Here is a 20,561-nt window from a genome sequence, read left to right as displayed (position 1 = left end):
CGGTTACACGGCCACCGGCGCTTTGATCGCGGGGTGGCTCTGGTAGCCGACGATCTCGAAGTCTTCGTACTGATAATCGAAGATGCTCTCGGGCTTGCGTTTGATGATCAGCTTCGGCAGCGGCAGCGGTTCGCGCGCGAGTTGCGTCTCCACCTGTTCGAAGTGGTTGTTGTAGAGATGGCAGTCGCCGCCGGTCCAGACGAAATCGCCCACATCGAGGCCGGTCTGCTGTGCAACCATGTGCACGAGCAGCGCGTAGCTCGCAATGTTGAATGGCACGCCGAGGAAGATATCGGCGCTGCGCTGGTAGAGCTGGCACGACAGCTTGCCGTCGGCCACATAGAACTGGAAGAACGCGTGGCAGGGCGGCAGCTTCATGCGCGGGATGTCCGCCACGTTCCAGGCAGAGACGATCAGCCGGCGCGAATCGGGGTTGCGCTTGATCTGCGCGATCAGCTCGGCGATCTGGTCGATGTGTTCGCCGTTGGGCGTCGGCCACGAGCGCCATTGCGAGCCGTAGACGGGGCCCAGTTCGCCGTCGGCATCAGCCCATTCGTCCCAGATCGTTACGCCGTTGTCTTGCAGCCAGCGCACGTTGGTCGAGCCCTGGAGGAACCACAGCAGCTCATAGACGATGGACTTGATGTGCACCTTCTTGGTGGTGACCAGCGGAAAGCCGTCCTGAAGGTTGAAGCGCATCTGGTGGCCGAATACGGAGCGCGTGCCGGTGCCGGTGCGGTCGGCTTTGTCGGTGCCATGTTCGTAGACATGGCGCATCAGGTCGAGATAGGGCTTCATGCGAGCGCGGGCGAAGAGGCGGGGCGTCTGAAATCGTGAGCCGCATTGTAACGTGACCGGCGCGGCGTCGACTGTACCGGCAGTGTCAGGAAACTGGCCCGGTCGAATGAACGGCACAGCTGGGCTGACAAAGCGGGGAATTGTCGATGTTGCCAGACGCGCGGGGAGGGCAAGATGGCCCTATCGCGTCAACTGTCAGCTGGAGAAACCATGTCGCTCACTGCTACCTCTGCGTCGCTGGACTGGGCCGCCGAATTGCGACATCTGCGCGCGGCGGCCGGCGTGGTTCATGCGGTGATTTCGCCGACCCCGCAATATTGCTGGCCGTTGCTCTCGCAAGCCATGGGCGCAGCGGTGTGGGTGAAGCATGAGAACCACACCGAAGTGGGTGCGTTCAAGCTTCGGGGCGGGCTGACCTATCTGCATGCCCTGCGCCAACGCGAGCCTCACGTGCGCGGTGTGATCGCCGCGACGCGTGGCAATCATGGCCAGTCGATTGCATGGGCGGCGCGTCGCAACGGCATTGCGGTGACCATCGTTGTGCCGCATGGCAATAGCGTGGAGAAGAACGCGGCCATGCGCGCGCTCGGCGCAGAGTTGATCGAAGCGGGCGACGACTTCCAGGCCAGCCGCGAGGCGGCCGATCAACTGGCCGCTGAACGCTGTTTGCACTTTGTCCCTTCGTATCACGACGATCTGGTCGTCGGGGTGGCGAGCTATTGGCTCGAGTTTCTGGAGGCCACACCGTTGGATGTGGTCTACGTGCCGATCGGCATGGGTTCCGGGATTTGCGCGGCGGTACGGGCGCGCGATGCGTTGGGGCTGTCGACACGCATTGTCGGCGTCGCGTCGGCACATGCACGATGCTACGAGCAGTCGTTCAAAAGCGGTACGGCGGTGTCGGCGCCAGTGTCGACGCTGCTGGCCGACGGGCTGGCGTGCCGCACGCCGGACGCGAACGCGCTTGAGGTCATCCGTGCCGGTGTCGACGAGATCATTGCGGTGACGGACGACGAAGTGGCGGAGGCGATTCGCCTGTATTTCTCGACCACCCACAACGTGGCCGAGGGCGCTGCCGCCGCAGCCCTGGCGGGGGCATGGCAGCAGCGCGAGCAGGTGGCCGGCCAGCGCGTCGGCCTGCCGCTGACCGGCGGAAACATCGACCGCGCCAAGCTGGCGCGCGTGCTTGCCGGTCAGCCGATCCTGCCTTAGGCAGGCTGTTGGCGGCGACGTTGCACCAGCCAACCGCCGCCCAGCACGATCAGGAACACCACCACATACACGGCCCACTTGAGCGGCGGCTGCGCGGCAAAGAACGCCTTGAGAACCGGTTCGGCCACGATCATGTGCGCCGCCGTATAAGCCAGCACCGCAGCGCCGCCATAGATGATGATCGGGAAGCGCTCGATCAGGCGCAGTACCACGCCGCTGCCCCACACCACGACCGGTACGCTGATCAGCAGGCCCAGCACCACCAGCAGGAAGCTGCCGTGCGACGCACCGGCAATGGCGAGTACGTTGTCGATGCCCATCACCGCATCGGCGATGATGATGGTCTTCATGGCGCCCATCAGCGTGGTGCTGCCCGCGCCGTGTTCATCGCCGCCCTGGCCGTCGTCAGCGAGAAGCTTCCACGCAATCCACACCAGCGCCAGACCGCCGACGAGCATCAGGCCTGGAATCTTCAGCAGCCACACCACTGCCAGCGTCATCAAGGCGCGCACGACGATGGCACCCGCGGCGCCCCACATGATGGCTTTCTTCTGCAGCTCGGGGGGCAGGTTGCGCGCAGCCAGCGCGATGAGGATGGCGTTATCGCCCGCCAGCACAAGGTCGATCACAATGATCGATGCCAGCGCGGCAGCAAACTGCATGGTGAAAATGTCAGACAACCATTCCATGGTGGCTCCAAGTCAAACAACAATAAAAATCGGTTGACCGAACTGCATGGAGTGCTGGGGCGAGACGCTTTGCAGACCATGAAATCCGGTTGCAAAGGTCTTGCTCGACACGCACAGGTTGGGAACCTGCTGGTGCCGGCACGACCGGAAGCGTGCGCTTCGTCATGACGATCGTGCCTGGGGCTGAAGAACCCCCGAGCTACTCCCCTTTGAGGAAGTCCGCATTATATCGCAGCAGGCCGATTGTGCGCTGCAAAAACGCAACATTGGCATGCGTGCGCGTTGTGCGCGGTTTTTTCAGCGGCGTGGGTGATTTTTACGAACGGCGAGATGGTGCGTTGTGGCCGCCTCCGGCGAAAGAACGGTGGCGCTGTCACAAAGCGGCGTCTACGCTGCAATTTCATCCGCGCGCCACGGGCCTGCGGTGATGGCATGGGCGCGATGGCACATTTCTCGCTGTCGAAGGCCTTCATGACCATGCAGCACCGCGCCGTTCCACCCACACCGGGAGACACCATGCAGGCCACCAAGCCGTCCGCCGATGCCTATGCCCGCCGCGCGCTGGCCCGTTTGATCCAGCCGCAGCCCACGGTCGACGCCGTTGGCGCGGGCTTGACCTTCTACCAGCTCTTTACGGAAGACGACGCTGCGCTGCGTGCTGAGGCGGAGGCGGGCCTGCTCGCCTCTGCGGCCAGCATCAGCCCGAAGTTCTTCTACGACGCCCTCGGTTCGCGACTGTTCGAAGCGATTACCGATCTGCCCGAGTACTACCCGACGCGCACCGAAGCCGCCATCTTCAGCCTGCATGCGGCCGAGATCGCGCTGCGTGTGGGGCGCGGTGCCACGTTGATCGACCTGGGCGCCGGCAACTGCGAAAAGGCCGCGCGCCTGTTCCGCACGCTGGCACCGTCGCGGTATGTGGCGATCGATATCTCGGCAGATTTCCTCCGCGATACGCTGCGTGGGCTTGCGCGTCAGCATCCGCAATTGCCGATGGTCGGCATTGGCGCCGATCTGTGTGCGCCGCTGGTGCTGCCCGATGCCGTCGGCGACGGGCGCCGCGTTTGGTTTTACCCCGGTTCGAGCCTCGGCAACTTCACGCCGGAAGAGGCGGGGGCATTTCTGTCGCGCCTGCACGACGCTTCGGCTCCGGGCGACAGCGTGCTGATCGGCATCGACCTCATCAAGGACGCGCAACGGCTCGAAGCCGCTTACGACGATCCGCTCGGCGTGACGGCGGCCTTCAACCTGAACGTGCTGCGCAACCTGAATCGCCTCCTGGGTGCGAATTTCGACGTGCGGGATTGGCGCCATGTCGCGCTGTACCGGGCAGAGGCGCACCGCGTTGAGATGCATCTGGAAGCGCGTCGCGACGTCACGGTGCGGTGGGGCAAGCACGCGCGCGCCTTCGTCGCGGGTGAACGCATGCACACCGAGAACTCCGTCAAATACGACCTGCCGAGCCTGCACGCGATGTTTGCCGACGCCGGCTTCGAAGACCTGCATGCCTGGACTGATGTCAGCGGCGACTTTGCCGTCTGCCACGCGAGCGTGGGCCGCTAGGCCGGGCGGCAGAACACCAGGCGGGCCGGTGCGATAATGGATCGATTCCCGCCCGAGGTGTGCCGCGATGGCTGAATTCTTCATGCTCCCCGATCCGACGTTCATCGGATCGCTTCCCGACTGGACCGACGGCCGGCGCCTGCCGCGCCAGGGCATCGCGCACAGCCTTGTCGACGCGCGCAATCGCACGCTGGCGTTGTTGTCCGCGTTTGGCGACACGCAGCGCGGCTGGCAGATCGAACGCGTGGAGCATCACGCCCCGCCGCTGTGGACGCTGGGCCAGCTCGCCTGGTTTGCCGAATTCTGGTGCCTGCGCGAGCCGCGTCGCAACGGCAGCGACACCATCGAAGACGGCGCCGGAACGGAGTGGGACCTGGCGCGTTGGCAAGCCACGCTGCCGGCCGCGCTCGACGGTGCCGATACGTTCTTCGACATGGACCGCATGCCGCCGGAGGCCTGCTGGGAGCTGACGCTGCCGGGCATCGCCGCGATCAAGCAGTACGCGCATGACGTGCTCGACCGCGTGCTACGCAAGCTCGCCACGCTCGGCACCGACGACGATGCGGCGCTGGAGCCGTTTCGCTGGGCGGTGTTTCACGAAGACCTGCGCGCCGAACATCTGCACGGCCTGCTGCAGGTGTTAGGCCTGCAACCCGCCGGGCAACCGCCGCTGGCCGCCGTGGCCGTGCCGGCTGCGCAGACATTGTCGTTGCCCGGTGGTCGCTTCCAGATGGGCTGGCCCGATGCCGACGGGTTCTTCTTCGACAACGAATGTCCGCCGTACCGTACCTATGTGCCCGCGTTCGAGATCGATGCGCAACCCGTCACGAATGGCCAATTCCTCGAGTTCATCGAAGACCGTGGTTACGACCATCCGCAGTGGTGGTCGCCGGCCGGCATGGAGTGGCTGATGATGCAAGAGCGTTCGGCGCCCCAAGGCTGGCAGCGGGATCCCGCCACGCGCACCTGGCAGGCACTGCGCTATGGTCAGGCGCGCACGATCAACCGAGATGAAGCCGTGCGCCATGTGAGCCTGTATGAAGCGCAGGCATGGTGCCGCTGGGCGGGCCGTCGCTTACCGACGGAAGACGAATGGGAGATGGCGGCGGTGCAGGGGCGCGCCGGTTTCCATTGGGGGCAGGTATGGGAGTGGACGTCGTCGCCGTTCGAGCCGTATCCGGATTTCGTGCCGGGCATGCCGCGCGGCCGGGTGGCAAGCTTGTCGGCGCCGCACTTCCAAACGATGCAGACGGTGCGCGGTGCTGCTGTCCATACGCCGCAGCGCGCGCGTCATCCGCGTTTCCGGGGCTTTTTGCTGCCGGAGCGGGATGACGTCTTTGTTGGCTTCCGAAGCTGTGCGCTTTGACGGAAGCTTGTTGGACAGGATAGGCAAGTCGAATACGCAAACAAAAACCCCACGCTGTTAGACGTGGGGTTTTTTGTTGGCTGTCTGCGGAGGGCATCCAGAGAGGATAGCCCTTCATCGATCAACGATCGAAGTCGCGCGAACGGCCCTTGCTGCCGTAGCTGTCACGGTTGCCGTCGCGATTGCCATAGCTGCGACGCTGCGCGCCGTTGCCGCCGTCGCCGAAGCGGCTGCCGCCGTTGTTGTCGCCGAAGCGACGCGGGGCGCCTTCGCGGTTGCCGTAGCTTTCGCGGTTGCCGTCACGATTGCCATAACCGCCGCCGTTGCCGCCGGTGCTGTTGCCGTAACCACGGTTGCCGTCTTGCGTACGGGCGGGGCGCTGTTGCCAGTCGCCACGGTTTTGCTGGCCTTGGCCGTACGACTGACGCGGAGCGCGGTCGTCGCGGTTCCATTCACGTTGGCCACCTTGGTAGCCGCCGCCGTTACCGTTGCGATCGTCGCGGCGCGGAGCAAAGCCGTCGCGGTCGCCGCCGAAGCTGCGCTGGAAGCGGCCTTCGCTGTTGCCGCCATTGCCACCTTGGCGCGCGCCGTAGCCTTCGCGCTGGCCGCGATAACCGCCGCCATTGCCACCGTTTCCACGGTAGCCGCCACGGTCGCCACCGGCACGCGGGCCGCCGGTACGCGGCTTGGGCGAGCGCTTCGGCTCCAGGCCTTCCACCACGGAGGCGTCGATGCGGCGATCGACGAAGCGCTCGATGCGGCGCCATTGGAACGTGTCGTTGTGGTTCACCAGGTTGATGGCGATACCGCTGCGACCGGCACGGCCCGTACGGCCGATGCGGTGCACGTAGTCTTCAGCTTGCTTGGGCAGGTCGAAGTTGACCACGTGCGTGATGTCCGGCACGTCGATGCCGCGGGCGGCCACGTCGGTGGCCACCAGCACGCGCAACTGGCCGCGGCGCAGTGCCGTCAGCGTGCGGTTACGCGCGCCCTGGTGCATGTCGCCATGCAAGGCACCGGCGGAGAAACCGTGCTCGGTCAGGCGCTCGGCCAGCGAGTCGGCATCACGCTTGGTGGCCGTGAAGACGATGGCTTGCTTGAGCGATGCATCGCGCAGCAAGTGATCCAGCAGCTGCTGCTTGTGCGACATGTCGTCGGTGAAGTGCAGGCGCTCTTCGATGTGGCTCTGGTCGACCTTGGCTGCGGCGATTTCGATACGCTGCGGCTCGCGCATCATGCGCTCGGCCAGTTGCTCGATGCGGCGGTCCATCGTTGCCGAGAACATCAACATCTGACGCGTGGCCGGCGTGGCCCCGACGATGGCTTCGATGTCATCCGAGAAGCCCATGTCGAGCATGCGGTCGGCTTCGTCAAAGACGAGCATGTCGAGTGCCGACAGGTCGATGCGGCCCGAGTCGATGTGGTCGAGCAGGCGGCCCGGCGTAGCGATGATGATGTCCGGCATGCGTGCCAGCATGTCGAGCTGCTTCGGGTAGGGCATGCCGCCCAGGATGCTCGCGCAGACGATGCGGCGCAGATGGCGGCCGTATTGTGCGGTGGCGGTGGTCACTTGCAGGGCCAGTTCACGCGTGGGCGTGAGCACCAGCAGCGACGGCTTGGCCGGCGCCGGGCGGGGGCGGCGACCCTTCATGCGTTGCGGCGGGCCGTCCATGCGCGGACGCTGCGGCTCAGGCTGCTCGCTGATGCGCTGGATGGCCGGCAGGATGAACGCGGCGGTCTTGCCCGAACCGGTCTGGCTCGTGACCAGCAGGTCGCGGCCCGACAGGCAGGCCGGAATGGCTTGGGCCTGCACCGGCGTCGGTGTGGTGTAGTTGACTTCGCCCAGCGCGCGGACGATGCGGTCGTCCAGGCCCAGTGCAGCAAAGGCGCTGGCACGGGTCGCGGCTTCGGCGATCAGGTTTTCGGTATTGGTGTTGATGGTTTCAGCGTGCGCAATGGCGCCGCTGCCGTCTTGAGGCTGCGTCATGTCGAATAGGTAGTAAGGCTGCCGCGCCGCTACATCAACGGATGCAGACGACGGAAATGGGATACGGCGACCGGTTAATCACGGGCGTCGGCGCCAATCGGATAAGGCCGGTTCGACAGACGGGCTGCAGAACGGACAAGGCGGGGGAGTGGGCCGGCCTCAAGCTGAACAGGTCAGCGAGGTGGGGCGGCGGTCCCTTCGGCGTGATGTGAATCCACGCGGGAGATCGGAGACGATGCCAAGCACAATGGCAATCGGCTGCGCATGCATGCAACGGGCGGGGATTCAGACGATGCGCGCCGGTCGGAACCAGCACATCGGCCAACCGCGGACCGAAAAATACGGCAGTAAGCAGCCAAGCCACGGACTATAGCACGAATTTTTGCACTGCGCAAAAATTCCGCTGGCGCGGCGTGTGTCAGCGCCGTCGCTTGCCGGATCGAACGTGCGGCCTATACTCCAGAGACCGGCCACGCTTGGCCGGAAAGGGGCGGATGATGGAATTCCCGATGGCCTTCTCCAACCTATATCTGTTGCTCGCCGTTTGCGTTGCGGGCGTGATTGGACTGGCGTCTGCGCCACTGGTGATTCGAGGCGCGCGAGTAGGGATTCGCGTGCTGCTGACGATCATCGGGGTGTTGATCGGCCTGCTCGTGCTCGAAGCGTTGCCGGTGCTGACCTAGATCGCCCGGGGCCATCCGCAGCCATAGGCCCGCCCGCGTGTGGCGGGCCTCGTCGTTTTGTGCGGCTCAGAAATCAAAAGCCAGGCGTGCTGCCTGGCTTTGTCGTATCTGCTGGTCCCGCCGACAGGAATCGAACCTGTATCTCACGCTTAGGAGGCGCGTGCACTATCCATTGTGCTACGGCGAGTGACCGACCCCCGGGTGACGCGAAGGGCCGCCCGAGCGAGCCGCGATTCTACGCAATTTGCGGGACCAAGACCAGAGAACCACGGGGCCGGGCGTCACACGCGCAGCCAGTACCGGCGCCATATGAAACGATGATGACGCCATGGTTTTTGTAGGTTGCCGCCCACAGTTCAAGCGCTCTTGTGATGAAGCAAACGCTAAAGCGAACGAACGATCGGTCAAAGAATCAGATTTAAGTATTACGAACTTTCCACGATTGTTCACGGAAGTTATGCTTCATCACCCCTTTTCAGAAACCCCTAGGCGACCAACATGCTGACATCCGAAGAACGGGACGATCCGTGGACGGTGGAGCCGTCGCTGGAAAGCCTGCTCCCCAAGCATCGGCCCGGGACGATCGATCGGCCGATCTATTTCCGTCACACCGATACGCCCGACGGCCACGTCATCAAGCAGTTTCCCGACGGCTCCCGCCAGCTCGTGCGCTTTGTCGGCCTGGAAGAGCAGGTCGTCAAACACTTTCTTTGAATTCCCCTCCCCGGCAGGCAAGCACTTCCGGCACATCGCGCACGACATAATGCGTTGTGTTTCGTGACGATGCACTGAAGTGGTGAGCGTCCTATCATTCGCAAGTCTTACGTAAGCGATTGATAAGTTCATGGGAAGTATGCAAGCGTTTTCGCCCGCCACGCCGGCGGCGCGCAACCACCATTCCGAAGAGCGAACCCTCGCGACGCCGCCAGCCATCGACATGGTTGTGCCGTGGCCGGTGTGCGACTGGTTACCCACGGTGAAGGCGGATGAGGCCGCCGCCATGCGGTGCGCGCTGGAGCGCGGTAATGTGCTGCATTTTCCAGCGCTCGTCTTTCCACTTGAGGCGCCTGAGCGGCGCTTTCTGGATGCGCGCTGGTCGGACGGCAAAACGAAGAACATCAATCTGCGGGCAGACGAGGCCAACGTGCGCGGCGCCGTCGGTCCGCTGGCCGATCTGCGCGATCTGACGGCGCTGATCCGGCGTTACGCCGATGCTGCCGAGCGTCTCGTGCTGACGCTGTTTCCCGACTATGCCCCGCACCTAAAGCGGGCCGGCACTTCGTTGCGGCCGGCCGAGATTGCGGGGCGGCCGGTCAGTTGGCGCAAGGACGACACGCGCCTGCACGTCGATGCATTTCCGTCGAACCCACTGCACGGCCAGCGCCTCTTGCGGGTGTTCCACAACGTCGATCCGGATGCCTCGCGCGTCTGGCGCATCGGAGAGCCCTTTGCCGACTTCGCCCAGCGGTTTGTGCCAAAAACGCGCGGCATGCTCCCGGGGCAATCGTGGCTGATGCACAAGCTGCATATCACCAAGCGCCCGCGCTCCGAATACGATCACCGCATGCTGCAGTTGCATGATCTCGCGAAAGCGGATCTGGTCTATCAGCGCCGGGCTCCACAGCAGACGTTCGAATTCGCGCCGGGGGCGACGTGGATCGTCTTCAGCGATCAAGCCCTGCATGCGGCGATGCGCGGCCGGGCGATGATGGAGCAGACTTTTTATCTTGATCCAACGGCCATTGCCGATCGCACCCATGCGCCCGAAGCCGTCCTGTCCCGCATGCTCAACAAGCCCATGCTCGGGCCCCAGCGCTGACTGCACAAACAACAACGCCGCCGTGCATCACGGCGGCGTTGATGCTGCGCGCTGATCCGTTTAATCAGCGACCTTGTCGCTCGGATATTTGAACGAGTCGCGCAGCAAAAAGCTCATCGGGATATCCAGCTTGGCACTGTGCGGCGGAATCGGTTGCTGGAACCACTTCTTGTAGAGCTTCTCAGCGTCATAGTCGAGGATGATGTTCGTCATCGCGCGGTCTACCAGGCGCTTGAACTCGGCGTCGTCCTTGCTCAGCATGATCGCGTAGGGCTCGACCGTCAGCATGTCGCCGACGACGGCGTAGTCGCCCGGGGTCTTGGCGTTGGCGCGAAAGCCGTAGAGCAGCACGTCGTCCATGGCGAAGGCATCGGCCTTGCCGGCCTCGACCATCGCGAAGGCCTCGGCGTGGTCCTTCGCCTCGATGATGTTCATGCCCAGCACGCGCGCGTCGTTCACCTTGCGCAACTCGGTGATGTTGGTGGTGCCCTTGGTCGAAACCACGGTCTTGCCGCGCAGGTCGTCCCATTTGCGGATGCCTGACGAAGTCTTGACGATCATCCGGCTGCCCGCGATGTAGTGCGGGATGGTGAACGCCACCTTCTCCCGGCGCTCGCGCGTGTTGGTGGTCGAGCCGCACTCGAGTTCGGCCTTGCCTTCGGCAATGGTCGGGATGCGCGACGACGACGTCACCATCACGTATTGCACCTTCAGATCGGGCCGCTTGAGTTCGGTGCGCAGCTTATCGACCACGCGCAGGCAAAGATCCATCGCATAGCCGATGGGCTTTTTGTCGGCGTCGTAGAACGAGAAGGGCACGGAGCTTTCGCGATGGGCGATGCGCACGACGCCGGTGTCGCGGATGCGGTCAAGCACCGGCGTGGAGGAGGCCAGGACAGGGCCCGGCGCAAAACTGGACAGCGAAGCGAAGAGTAGCGCTGCAGCTGGCAGCGCACGCCTGAAGAACGGCATGGTTGTATCCCCCGGGAAAGAATCGGCGGCCCACGTTATCGTTATGCCCGGCTCGTGACCGGAGGGCCTGCCGCATGATACGGCGCGGCGCTGCAACCTGCAGGCCCGCGCCTTTCTGGTGTTGTAAGCAGGCTGCACGACTGGATTTCGGCCTCTAAAAGACAGCGGCCGTGAGTGCCTTGCAGTGGTGCGTCGCGCACACCGGGTGGGCGTAGCGCACCGGCCACACTGCTTCATCGGTGCAGTGAACTTGCCCGCGGTGCATGGTTGACGCAGCATGCGTTGCTGCGGTGCGAAGCCGCACTGGGCTTGGCGTTACGCGTTTTTCCCTACCGGGTTTGTCCTGACTGCCCGAGACTGACCAGGGGCGCTATGCTGCGGCCATGTCTTGTTCGCAAGGCATCGAGGAGAGACTCTTCCGGCCCGCCGAAAGCGGGCCGTTTTTCTTTGGCGCTCGCATGTTTCTGCGTGGATCAATTCTGATTCGGCAGCACGTTGCCCGGCTGAGACGCCTGCCGCGGCCAGTTCGAGAACGCGAAAATCCACAGCGCTATCAGGTTCACCACCGGCACCAGCACCAGCAGGGCCCACCACGGTGAGAATCCGGTCCGCAGCAAGATCTGCCGCACCGGAATGCCTGCCACGATCAAGATGATCAACACCCCGAAGAGTCCGCGCATCGTCATTCCCCCTTTCGTAACGGTATGGATGGCGCGGCCGGAAAAGGCGAGTCCGGCGGCACAAGCGTTATAGCACCAGCATCTGCAAGCGCAATCCCGCCGGTGGGCGACGCGCGGGGCGACTACAATACGCGCCTTCCGGCCGTACGCGGCCCGCACCTTTTTCACTCCAGCATGGCCCTGTTTTCCATTACCGATGCGCAACTGGCGTTCGGCCACGTGGCGCTGCTCGACCACACTGATTTCTCGCTGGAGGCCGGCGAGCGCGTTGGCCTGATCGGCCGCAACGGCACCGGCAAGTCGTCGCTGCTCAAGATCGTGGCGGGGACGACGTCGCCGGATGACGGCCTGATCGCCCGCCAGAGCGGCGTGACCTCAGCCTATGTGCCGCAAGAGCCAGAATTCGACCCCGAACAGACCGTGGCCGAAGCCGTGGCGATGGGTGTGCCGCATGCCGCCGGCCTCCTGGCTGAATACGAGGCGCTGATCACGTCGATGGGCGATTCCCACGATGAAGACGCGCTGCACAGGCTGCAGGCGCTGCAATCCCAGTTGGAAGCGGCAGACGCGTGGCAGCTGCGCACGCGCGTCGAAACGACCATCGCCCAGCTGGGCCTGCAGCCCGGCGCGCGCATCGGTTCGCTTTCGGGTGGCCTGACCAAGCGTGTGGCGCTCGCCCAGGCGCTGGTGGGCGCGCCCGACATTCTCCTGCTGGACGAGCCTACCAACCACCTCGACTACGACTCCATCCGCTGGCTCGAAGACTTGCTGTTGGCTTTCCGCGGCAGCGTGTTGTTCATCACGCACGACCGGGCGTTTCTTGACCGTGTGGCCACGCGCATCATCGAACTCGATCGCGGCAAGCTGCGCTCGTACCCCGGCAACTTCACGGCGTATCAGACGCGTAAGGCGCAGGAACTGGAAGCCGAAGCGCTGGAAAATGCCCGCTTCGACAAGCTGCTCGCGCAGGAAGAAGTGTGGATCCGCAAGGGTGTGGAAGCTCGCCGTACTCGCAGCGTCGGCCGTGTGGCGCGGCTGGAGCAGATGCGTGTGGAGCGTCAGGCGCGCCGCGACGTGCAGGGCAACGTGAAGCTGGAGGTTTCGCAGGGCGACCGCTCGGGCAAGATCGTCGCCGAGCTGATCGACGTGACCAAGCGCTATGGCGACAAGACCGTCGTCGACAACTTCACGGCCACCATCATGCGCGGCGACAAGGTGGGCATTCTCGGCGCCAACGGCGTCGGCAAGACCACGCTGCTGAAGTTGATCCTGGGCGAACTGGCGCCCGATTCGGGCACGGTGCGCAACGGCACCAACCTGCAGGTCGCGTACTTCGACCAGATGCGCGCGCAACTGGACCTGAACCGCTCGCTTGCCGACACCATCAGCCCGGGCAGCGACTGGATCGAAGTCAATGGCCAGCGCAAGCACGTGATGAGCTACCTGGGCGATTTCCTCTTCCCGCCCGAGCGCGCGCGTTCGCCGGTGGCCTCGCTCTCGGGCGGCGAGCGCAACCGGCTGCTGCTGGCTCGCCTGTTTGCCCGTCCGGCCAACGTGCTGGTGCTCGACGAGCCGACCAACGATCTGGACATCGACACGCTCGAACTGCTGGAAGAACTGCTGCAGGAATATAGCGGCACCGTTTTCCTGGTTTCGCACGATCGCGCCTTCGTCGACAACGTCGTGACTTCGGTGATTGCGGCTGAGGGCGAGGGCCGCTGGCGTGAATACGTGGGTGGGTTCTCGGACTGGAAGACGCAATCGGCACGCGCGGCGCAGATGGCGCAAGCCGCCAAGCCCGTCGCCGAAGAGAAGAAGCCCGAAGCCGCCAAGCCGCGCGAGCGCGCCACGGTCAAACTGAGCTACAAGGAACAGCGCGAATTGGACGCGCTGCCCGCCACCATCGAAGCGCTGGAGGCGGAACAGAAGCAGGTCGGCGGCGAACTGGAAGACGGCACGATCTACGGCCGCGACCCGGAGCGTGCGCAAAAGCTGGCCGAGCGCCACGAGGCTATCGAATTGGAGCTGCTGGAAGCGCTGGAGCGCTGGGAAGCCCTCGAAGCCAAGCGCGCCGGCACGGTGTGACGCTGCAATAACCACGCAATATGTCAGCGGGATGTCGGGCGAATGTGAGTTTTCGCGCGCATCCCGACGCTGACGATCCCTCCGCATTGTTCAGGACAGCTTCCTTTACAATGCGCGCTGCATTCCCGGTGCTTGGCGACAGACCCAAGCCTGGTCAGTTTTTCCGCCTTCCATGAGCAAAACCTCCCAATACAGCGAATCGTCGATCAAGGTCCTCAAGGGCCTGGAACCGGTCAAGCAACGGCCGGGCATGTACACGCGCACCGACAATCCCCTGCACATCATGCAGGAGGTCATCGACAACTCCGCTGACGAAGCGTTGGGCGGCTACGGCAAGTTGATCGCCGTGACGCTGCACAAGGACGGCAGCATGAGCGTCGAAGACGATGCGCGCGGCATTCCTGTCGGCATCCACCCCGAAGAGGGCGTGCCGGTGGTCGAGATCGTCTACACGCGCCTGCATGCCGGCGGCAAGTTCGACAAGGGCCGCGGCGGCGCATACGCGTTCTCCGGCGGCTTGCACGGCGTGGGCGTGTCGGTCACGAACGCGCTGTCGACGCGGCTGGAAGTGACGGTCTGGCGTGACGGCAATGTGTCGACGCTCGCGTTCTCCGGCGGCGATGTCATCGAGCCCCTGACCACCCGCAAGGCCGAACGCGGCGAGAAGAAGAGCGGCACACGCGTGCGCGCGTGGCCGGACCCCAAGTATTTCGATTCCGAGAACATCCCGCAGGCCGAACTGCAGCGTCTGCTGCGCAGCAAGGCCGTGCTGCTGCCGGGCGTGAAGGTCACCCTCACGCTGGAAAAAACCGGCGAGACGCTCGAGTGGCAATACGACCAGGGCCTGCGCGGCTATCTGATCGAATCGCTTGCGCAGGGCAGCGCTCAGGGGCCAACTCGCGAGCCGGTGATCCCGCTGTTCGAAGGCGAGCACTTTGCCGACCCCGACAAGCCGGGCGAAGAAGGCTTTGCCTTCGGTGAAGGCGCGTCGTGGGTGGTGGCCTGGACGGAAGAGGGCTCGCCGGTGCGCGAGTCGTACGTCAACCTGATCCCCACGCCCGCGGGCGGTACGCACGAATCCGGGTTGCGCGAAGGCCTGTTCCAGGCCGTGAAGAGCTTTGTCGAGATGCACGCGCTGCTGCCCAAGGGCGTCAAGCTGATGCCCGAAGATGTGTTTGCGCGCGCTTCGTTCGTGCTGTCGGCCAAGGTGCTCGACCCGCAATTCCAGGGGCAGATCAAGGAACGCCTGAACAGCCGCGATGCGGTGCGGCTGGTGTCGACCTTCAGCCGCCCGGCGCTGGAGCTGTGGCTGAACCAGCACGTCGATCACGGCAAGAAGCTGGCCGAACTCGTCATCAAGCAGGCGCAGGCGCGCACGCGTGCCGCACAGAAGGTCGAGAAGAAGAAGGGCTCCGGCGTGGCCGTGCTGCCCGGCAAGCTGACCGATTGCGAATCCGACGACGTCACCCGCAACGAACTCTTCCTGGTGGAAGGGGACTCCGCCGGCGGCTCGGCCAAGATGGGCCGCGACAAGGAATTCCAGGCCATCCTGCCGTTGCGCGGCAAGGTGCTGAACACCTGGGAAACCGAGCGCGACCGCCTGTTCGCCAACAACGAAGTGCACGACATTGCAGTCGCCATCGGCGTGGACCCGCACGGTCCGAACGATACGGTCGACCTGTCGGGCCTGCGCTACGGCAAGATCTGCATCCTGTCCGATGCTGACGTGGACGGCGCGCACATCCAGGTGCTGCTGCTCACGTTGTTCTTCAAGCACTTCCCGCAATTGATCGATCGGGGGCACGTGTGCGTGGCCCGTCCGCCGCTGTATCGTGTCGATGCCCCGGCGCGTGGCAAGAAACCCGCGCAGAAGCTCTACGCGCTGGACGACGGCGAGCTGGAAGCCATTGAAGACAAGCTGCGCAAGGACGGCGTGAAGGAAGGCGCTTGGCAGATTTCCCGCTTCAAGGGCCTGGGCGAAATGAGCGCCGAGCAGCTCTGGGAAACCACCATGAACCCCGACACGCGCCGCCTGCTGCCTGTGGCGCTAGGCGAACTGGGCCAAGACCAGACCATCAACATGATGAACATGCTGATGGGCAAGGGCGAAGCCGGTGCACGCCGCACGTGGCTGGAAGCGCGCGGCAACGAAGTCGAAGCCGATATCTGACCGCAAACCGACAACGATGAAGCTTTCCGTACGTTTCGCATTCGCATTGACGGCGCTGGCCCTGGTGGCCAGCCAGCCGGCGCGCGCGGACGTCTACGGCTACATCGATGAAAACGGTCTCGCGCATTTCGCTGCCGAACGGCTGGACGATCGCTACGTGCTGTTCATGAAAGGCGCGGCGGTGGCGAGCAAGGGCGACGACAAGGCCAAGGACGACAGCGCCATCGCCCTGCCGGCCACTGAGCTGCCCGACGCCGACGCCTATCTCAATGCCAGCAAGCGCGATGCACTCGACAATGCCGCCGGCATGCGCCAGCGCCTGGTGCGCGCGGTGCTGCAGCATCCGAACTTGCCGACGGTGGAACCGCTGATCCGCCAGGCCGCGAGCAAGCACGGTATCGACCCCGCGCTGGTGAAGGCCGTGATTGCCGCCGAATCGGGTTTCAACCCGCAGGCCGTGTCGCCCAAGGGCGCGATCGGGCTGATGCAGGTGATTCCGGACACCGGCGCGCGCTACGGCGTGACAGGCGACGCCCGCCGCTCGGCCGCCCAGAAGCTGGCCGACCCGAAGACCAATATCACCACCGGCGTGCGTTACCTGAGCGATCTGCTGCGCATGTTCTCGGGCAACCTGGAACTTGTGCTGGCCGCCTACAACGCGGGCGAGGGCGCGGTGCAGAAGCACGGCAATGACATTCCGCCGTACGCCGAGACCCAGAACTACGTGAAGACGGTGCTGCAGTTCTATCGCTACTACAACCCGGTCGCCGCCATGCCCGGGTTGATGAACGTGAGCGGCAACGGCGTCATCGCCACGCGCAAGCCGGGCCGCACGGGCCGGCCCGCACGCATCGAACTCGTATTGGACCCGGCCACCGGCGTGGCCACGAACGTACCTCAACATTGATCCCGGCGGCGCCGCCACGTTGAAGCGCGCCGCTTTCGCTTGAGCCTCCATGGAACAACAAGACATCCTCTTCGACCCCAGCGAGCCGGCCGAAGCGCTCACGCTTGGCGCCTATGCCGAGCGCGCTTACCTCGACTACGCCATCAGCGTGGTCAAGGGCCGCGCACTGCCCGAGGTGGCCGATGGCCAGAAGCCGGTGCAGCGCCGCATCCTGTTCGCAATGCACGAGATGGGCCTGCGCGCTGATGCCAAGCCCGTCAAATCGGCGCGTGTGGTGGGCGACGTGCTCGGTAAATATCACCCGCACGGCGATCAGTCCGCCTACGACGCGCTCGTGCGCCTGGCGCAGGATTTCTCGTTGCGTTACCCGCTGATCGACGGCCAGGGCAACTTCGGCTCGCGCGACGGCGACGGTGCGGCGGCGATGCGCTACACCGAAGCGCGCCTCACGCCCATCTCGCGCTTGCTGCTCGAAGAGCTGGACCAGGGCACGGTCGATTTCATCCCCAACTACGACGGCTCGATGGAAGAGCCGAAGCTCCTGCCGGCGCGCCTGCCGTTCGTGCTGCTCAACGGCGCATCGGGCATCGCGGTGGGGATGGCGACGGAAATCCCGTCGCACAACCTGCGCGAAGTGGCAAATGCCACCGTGGCGCTCATCCGCGACGACAAGCTCACCAGCACCGACCTGATGCAGTACATGCCGGGCCCGGACTTCCCGGGCGGCGGCCAGATCATCTCGTCCGCAGCCGACATTGCGCAGGTGTACGAGAGCGGTCGCGGCAGCCTGAAGGTGCGTGCGCGCTGGAAGATCGAAGAACTCGCGCGCGGCCAGTGGCAACTGGTAGTGAACGAATTGCCGCCCAACACCTCGTCGCAGAAGGTGCTGGAAGAGATTGAAGAGCTGACGAACCCGAAGGTCCGCACGGGCAAGAAGTCGCTGTCGCCGGATCAGCTCACCATGAAGCAGACCATGCTGGGCCTGCTCGATGCCGTGCGCGACGAGTCCGGCAAGGACGCCCCGGTGCGCCTCGTGTTCGAGCCCAAGAGCAAGAACATCGACCAGCAGGAATTTGCCAACGCGCTGCTGGCGCACACATCGCTGGAATCGGGCGCGGCCATCAACCTGGTGATGATCGGCACGGACGGCCGTCCGCGTCAGAAGGGCCTGGCCGAGATCCTGCGCGAATGGATCGCCTACCGCTTCGCCACGGTCACGCGCCGCACGCGCCATCGTCTGGGCAAGGTCGAAGACCGCATCCACATCCTCGAAGGCCGGCAGTTGGTGCTGCTGCGCATTGAGGACGTGATCCGCATCATCCGCGAGAGCGAGGAGCCCAAGGCCGCGCTGATCCAGGTCTTCAACCTGAGCGATCGTCAGGCCGAAGACATCCTGGAAATCCGCCTGCGCCAGCTGGCTCGCCTGGAAGCCATCAAGATCGAGCAGGAGCTGAAGAACCTGCGCGAAGAGCAGGGCGAGCTGGACGTGCTGCTGAAGTCCGAGACCATGATGCGCCGTCGCATCATCAAGGAGATCGAGACCGACGCGAAGCAATACGGCGACGACCGCCGCACCTTCATCCAGGAAGAGCGCCGCGCCGCTGCCGAAGTGAAGGTCGTCGACGAACCTGTCACGGTGATCGTCTCGCAGAAGGGCTGGGTGCGTACGCGCCAGGGCCATGGCCACGACGCCACGCAATTCGCCTTCAAGGCGGGCGACACGCTGTACGACACGTTTGAATGCCGCACCACCGATGCGCTGCTGATCTTCGGCACGCGCGACGACAAGGGCACGGGTCGCGTCTATTCCGTGGCCGTGGCGAACCTGCCGGGCGGTCGTGGCGACGGCGTGCCGCTGACGACGCTGATCGAACTCGCGCCGGGCACGCACATCGCCCACACGTTCGCGGGCCATGCCGAACAGAGCCTGGTGATCTCCACGCGTGGCGGCAACGGCTTCCTGGCCAAGGTGGGCGACATGGTCGGCCGCCAGAAGGCCGGCAAGGCGTTCCTGACGCTGGACGAGGGCGACCAGCCGAACAAGCCGGCACCGGTGCCGGCGGACGCTTACGGCGTGGCGTGCCTGTCCGAAGGCGGCCGCATGCTGCTGTTCCAGATCAGCGAGTTGAAGACGCTCGCCAGCGGTGGCCGTGGCGTGATCCTGATGGAGCTGGAGAAGAACGAAACGCTGCTTCAGGCGGTGGCCTTTGGTGCAGCGGGCTTTGTGCTCTCGGGCACCGGTCCGCGCGGCGGCAAGGCAGTCGAGCAGACCCTGACGACGCGCGCCCAAGAGCCGTACGCCGGCAAGCGCGCACGCAAGGGCAAGACGCTGGAGCCCAAGCTGCGCGATCCGAAGCTCTCGTTGCCCAAGCCCGCGCCGGACGCCGCTTGAACCCATGAGCGATCCGACCGCCGCGCCTGAAGCCAACATCGCAGCAAACATCCCGTCCTGCAGCAAGCTCTTCACCGAGTTTGCGCGGATGGGCCTGTCGGGCTTCGGTGGCGTGCTGCCGTTTGCGCGCGCCGGCATTGTCGATCGCAACCGCTGGCTCTCCAACACCGAATTTGCCGAGCTGCTGAGCCTGGGCCAAGTGTTGCCCGGTCCGAATGTGGTCAACCTCTCGGTCATGCTCGGCTACCGCTTTCACGGGGTGCGCGGCGCCGCTGCCGCCATGGCCGGCCTGGTGCTGACGCCCGCGGTGCTGCTGTTGCTGATCGTCATGCTGTACGACCACTTCAGCGCGCTGTCGGTGGTGCAGAACCTGCTCAAGGGCATGGCGGCGGTGGCAGCGGGGCTGGTGCTCTCAACGGCGGTCAAGCTGGCGCAGGGCCAGTCGCGCACCTGGCGCGCGCTCGGCATCGGCCTGGCGGTTTTCCTGACGATTGGCGTCCTGCAGTGGCCGTTGCTCCCGGTCATGCTGGTACTGATCCCGCTCGCGCTCGTGCTCGAATGGTGGGCAATGCGATGAGTTATCTCACCACCGTCTTCGACCTGTTCTGGCACTTTCTCGTGCTGTCGTTTCTCGCCATCGGCGGGGCCAGTTCGACGCTGCCCGACATGCACCGTTTCCTGGTCGACACGCGGCATTACATGACAAGCGAGCAGTTGAGCGCCATGTATGCCATCTCGCAGGCGGCGCCGGGCCCCAATGTGCTGTTCGTGGAGTTGTTCGGCTGGCAGGCGGCGGGCCTCGGTGGAGCGATTGCGTCGCTGGTCGGCATCTGCGGGCCATCGTGCGTGATTGCTGCCGTCATCGCGCGCGTCATGGACCGCAAGCCCGACGCACAGTGGATTGCACTGGTCCGCCGTGGCCTGGCACCGCTGACGATCGGCCTGCTGTTCTCCACCGGCTGGGTGCTCGCACGCGCCGCAGACAGCAGCTTCAGCACCATCGCGCTGACCGTGGCGACGGTCGTGGCGTGCTCCTTCACCCGTGTCCACCCGCTCGTGCTGGTTGGGTTAGGGGCATTGGTCGGCGGCATGGGTTGGGTGTAGCGCTCGTGCCGCACGGCCAGCGAAATCCAAGGCGGACGCATGTCCGCCTTTTTTCTTGACCCGCTCGCCAACGAGAGGGCACCACGGCCCTCGGGAATACCCCAATGCCGTTCATGATGTATATACAACAACAT

17 protein-coding genes, 1 tRNA gene and 2 pseudogenes are annotated in these 20,561 nt (G+C 64.7%); 14 read left to right on the top strand and 6 right to left on the bottom strand.

Annotation, left to right across the window (positions count from 1 at the left end):
- Window positions 1-3: 3 nt before the first annotated feature.
- Window positions 4-798 (bottom strand): thymidylate synthase, encoded by a 795-nt coding sequence (locus ABIC76_RS20450; RefSeq protein ID WP_206275575.1) that lies wholly within the window; start codon window positions 796-798, stop codon window positions 4-6.
- A 210-nt stretch (window positions 799-1,008) separates the two neighbouring features.
- Between ABIC76_RS20450 and ABIC76_RS20445 the strand changes: the two genes are divergently transcribed.
- Entirely contained in the window at window positions 1,009-2,010 is a 1,002-nt protein-coding gene (locus tag ABIC76_RS20445; RefSeq protein WP_354535045.1) for a threonine dehydratase, read from the top strand.
- Here the strand turns inward: ABIC76_RS20445 and ABIC76_RS20440 are convergent.
- Window positions 2,007-2,699, bottom strand: coding sequence for a TerC family protein (locus ABIC76_RS20440; RefSeq protein WP_027677840.1), 693 nt, complete (start codon window positions 2,697-2,699; stop codon window positions 2,007-2,009). The two genes, ABIC76_RS20445 and ABIC76_RS20440, sit on opposite strands and share 4 nt — an antisense overlap.
- Before the next feature lie 516 nt (window positions 2,700-3,215).
- Between ABIC76_RS20440 and egtD the strand changes: the two genes are divergently transcribed.
- Window positions 3,216-4,262 carry an L-histidine N(alpha)-methyltransferase gene (egtD, locus tag ABIC76_RS20435; protein WP_354535070.1) on the top strand — a complete coding sequence of 349 codons (1,047 nt, stop codon included), beginning with the start codon at window positions 3,216-3,218 and terminating at the stop codon, window positions 4,260-4,262.
- A 67-nt stretch (window positions 4,263-4,329) separates the two neighbouring features.
- Entirely contained in the window at window positions 4,330-5,628 is a 1,299-nt protein-coding gene (locus tag ABIC76_RS20430; protein ID WP_354535044.1) for an SUMF1/EgtB/PvdO family nonheme iron enzyme, read from the top strand.
- A 121-nt stretch (window positions 5,629-5,749) separates the two neighbouring features.
- On the opposite strand, the gene ABIC76_RS20425 is transcribed toward ABIC76_RS20430, so the two are convergent.
- Window positions 5,750-7,615, bottom strand: coding sequence for a DEAD/DEAH box helicase (locus ABIC76_RS20425; protein ID WP_354535043.1), 1,866 nt, complete (start codon window positions 7,613-7,615; stop codon window positions 5,750-5,752).
- A gap of 494 nt (window positions 7,616-8,109) precedes the next feature.
- On the opposite strand from ABIC76_RS20425, the gene ABIC76_RS20420 reads away from it, so the two are divergent.
- Entirely contained in the window at window positions 8,110-8,298 is a 189-nt protein-coding gene (locus ABIC76_RS20420) for a hypothetical protein (RefSeq protein WP_012435166.1), read from the top strand.
- A gap of 112 nt (window positions 8,299-8,410) precedes the next feature.
- Here the strand turns inward: ABIC76_RS20420 and ABIC76_RS20415 are convergent.
- Window positions 8,411-8,485, bottom strand: a tRNA-Arg gene (locus tag ABIC76_RS20415).
- 311 nt (window positions 8,486-8,796) lie between these two features.
- Between ABIC76_RS20415 and ABIC76_RS20410 the strand changes: the two genes are divergently transcribed.
- Window positions 8,797-9,012, top strand: coding sequence for a hypothetical protein (locus tag ABIC76_RS20410; protein ID WP_024976225.1), 216 nt, complete (start codon window positions 8,797-8,799; stop codon window positions 9,010-9,012).
- A 130-nt stretch (window positions 9,013-9,142) separates the two neighbouring features.
- Entirely contained in the window at window positions 9,143-10,117 is a 975-nt protein-coding gene (gene kdoO, locus ABIC76_RS20405; RefSeq protein ID WP_354535042.1) for a Kdo hydroxylase KdoO, read from the top strand.
- Between the two features lie 60 nt (window positions 10,118-10,177).
- Here kdoO and ABIC76_RS20400 read toward each other — a convergent pair whose 3' ends face one another.
- Together ABIC76_RS20400 and ABIC76_RS20395 are read right to left on the bottom strand one after the other, a co-directional pair.
- The gene (locus tag ABIC76_RS20400) at window positions 10,178-11,089 is read right to left on the bottom strand and encodes an amino acid ABC transporter substrate-binding protein (RefSeq protein WP_354535041.1); all 912 of its coding nucleotides are present in this window, start codon (window positions 11,087-11,089) and stop codon (window positions 10,178-10,180) included.
- A gap of 473 nt (window positions 11,090-11,562) precedes the next feature.
- Window positions 11,563-11,769, bottom strand: coding sequence for a hypothetical protein (locus ABIC76_RS20395; protein ID WP_316884672.1), 207 nt, complete (start codon window positions 11,767-11,769; stop codon window positions 11,563-11,565).
- Window positions 11,770-11,793: 24 nt separating this feature from the next.
- Here ABIC76_RS20395 and ABIC76_RS25590 point away from each other — a divergent pair.
- From ABIC76_RS25590 to ABIC76_RS20365, 8 genes and pseudogenes are all read left to right on the top strand, one after another.
- A pseudogene (locus ABIC76_RS25590) lies at window positions 11,794-12,777 on the top strand (ABC-F family ATP-binding cassette domain-containing protein); the annotation flags it as partial.
- 201 nt (window positions 12,778-12,978) lie between these two features.
- Window positions 12,979-13,290: pseudogene (locus tag ABIC76_RS25585) on the top strand (ATP-binding cassette domain-containing protein); the annotation flags it as partial.
- Window positions 13,291-13,548: 258 nt separating this feature from the next.
- Entirely contained in the window at window positions 13,549-13,854 is a 306-nt protein-coding gene (locus ABIC76_RS25580) for a hypothetical protein (RefSeq protein ID WP_410003868.1), read from the top strand.
- Window positions 13,855-14,026: 172 nt separating this feature from the next.
- The gene (locus ABIC76_RS20385) at window positions 14,027-16,024 is read left to right on the top strand and encodes a DNA topoisomerase IV subunit B (RefSeq protein WP_354535039.1); all 1,998 of its coding nucleotides are present in this window, start codon (window positions 14,027-14,029) and stop codon (window positions 16,022-16,024) included.
- A gap of 16 nt (window positions 16,025-16,040) precedes the next feature.
- Window positions 16,041-16,931: a lytic transglycosylase domain-containing protein gene (locus ABIC76_RS20380; protein ID WP_354535038.1), complete on the top strand. Its 891-nt coding sequence runs from the start codon at window positions 16,041-16,043 to the stop codon at window positions 16,929-16,931.
- A gap of 49 nt (window positions 16,932-16,980) precedes the next feature.
- On the top strand, window positions 16,981-19,323 hold the full coding sequence (gene parC, locus ABIC76_RS20375; RefSeq protein WP_354535037.1) for a DNA topoisomerase IV subunit A: 2,343 nt from the start codon (window positions 16,981-16,983) through the stop codon (window positions 19,321-19,323).
- A gap of 4 nt (window positions 19,324-19,327) precedes the next feature.
- Window positions 19,328-19,900, top strand: a complete 573-nt coding sequence (locus tag ABIC76_RS20370) for a chromate transporter (RefSeq protein WP_102064820.1) — start codon at window positions 19,328-19,330, stop codon at window positions 19,898-19,900.
- On the top strand, window positions 19,882-20,427 hold the full coding sequence (locus tag ABIC76_RS20365) for a chromate transporter (protein ID WP_180815167.1): 546 nt from the start codon (window positions 19,882-19,884) through the stop codon (window positions 20,425-20,427). Before ABIC76_RS20370 ends, ABIC76_RS20365 begins: the two co-directional genes overlap by 19 nt.
- Window positions 20,428-20,561: the final 134 nt, after the last annotated feature.

Origin of the sequence: Ralstonia sp. 1138 (assembly GCF_040544795.1) — a bacterium.
Taxonomy (GTDB): domain Bacteria; phylum Pseudomonadota; class Gammaproteobacteria; order Burkholderiales; family Burkholderiaceae; genus Ralstonia; species Ralstonia flatus.
The sequence above is the reverse complement of the archived record's forward strand: the minus strand, read 5'-3'. Positions and strand labels throughout refer to the sequence as shown.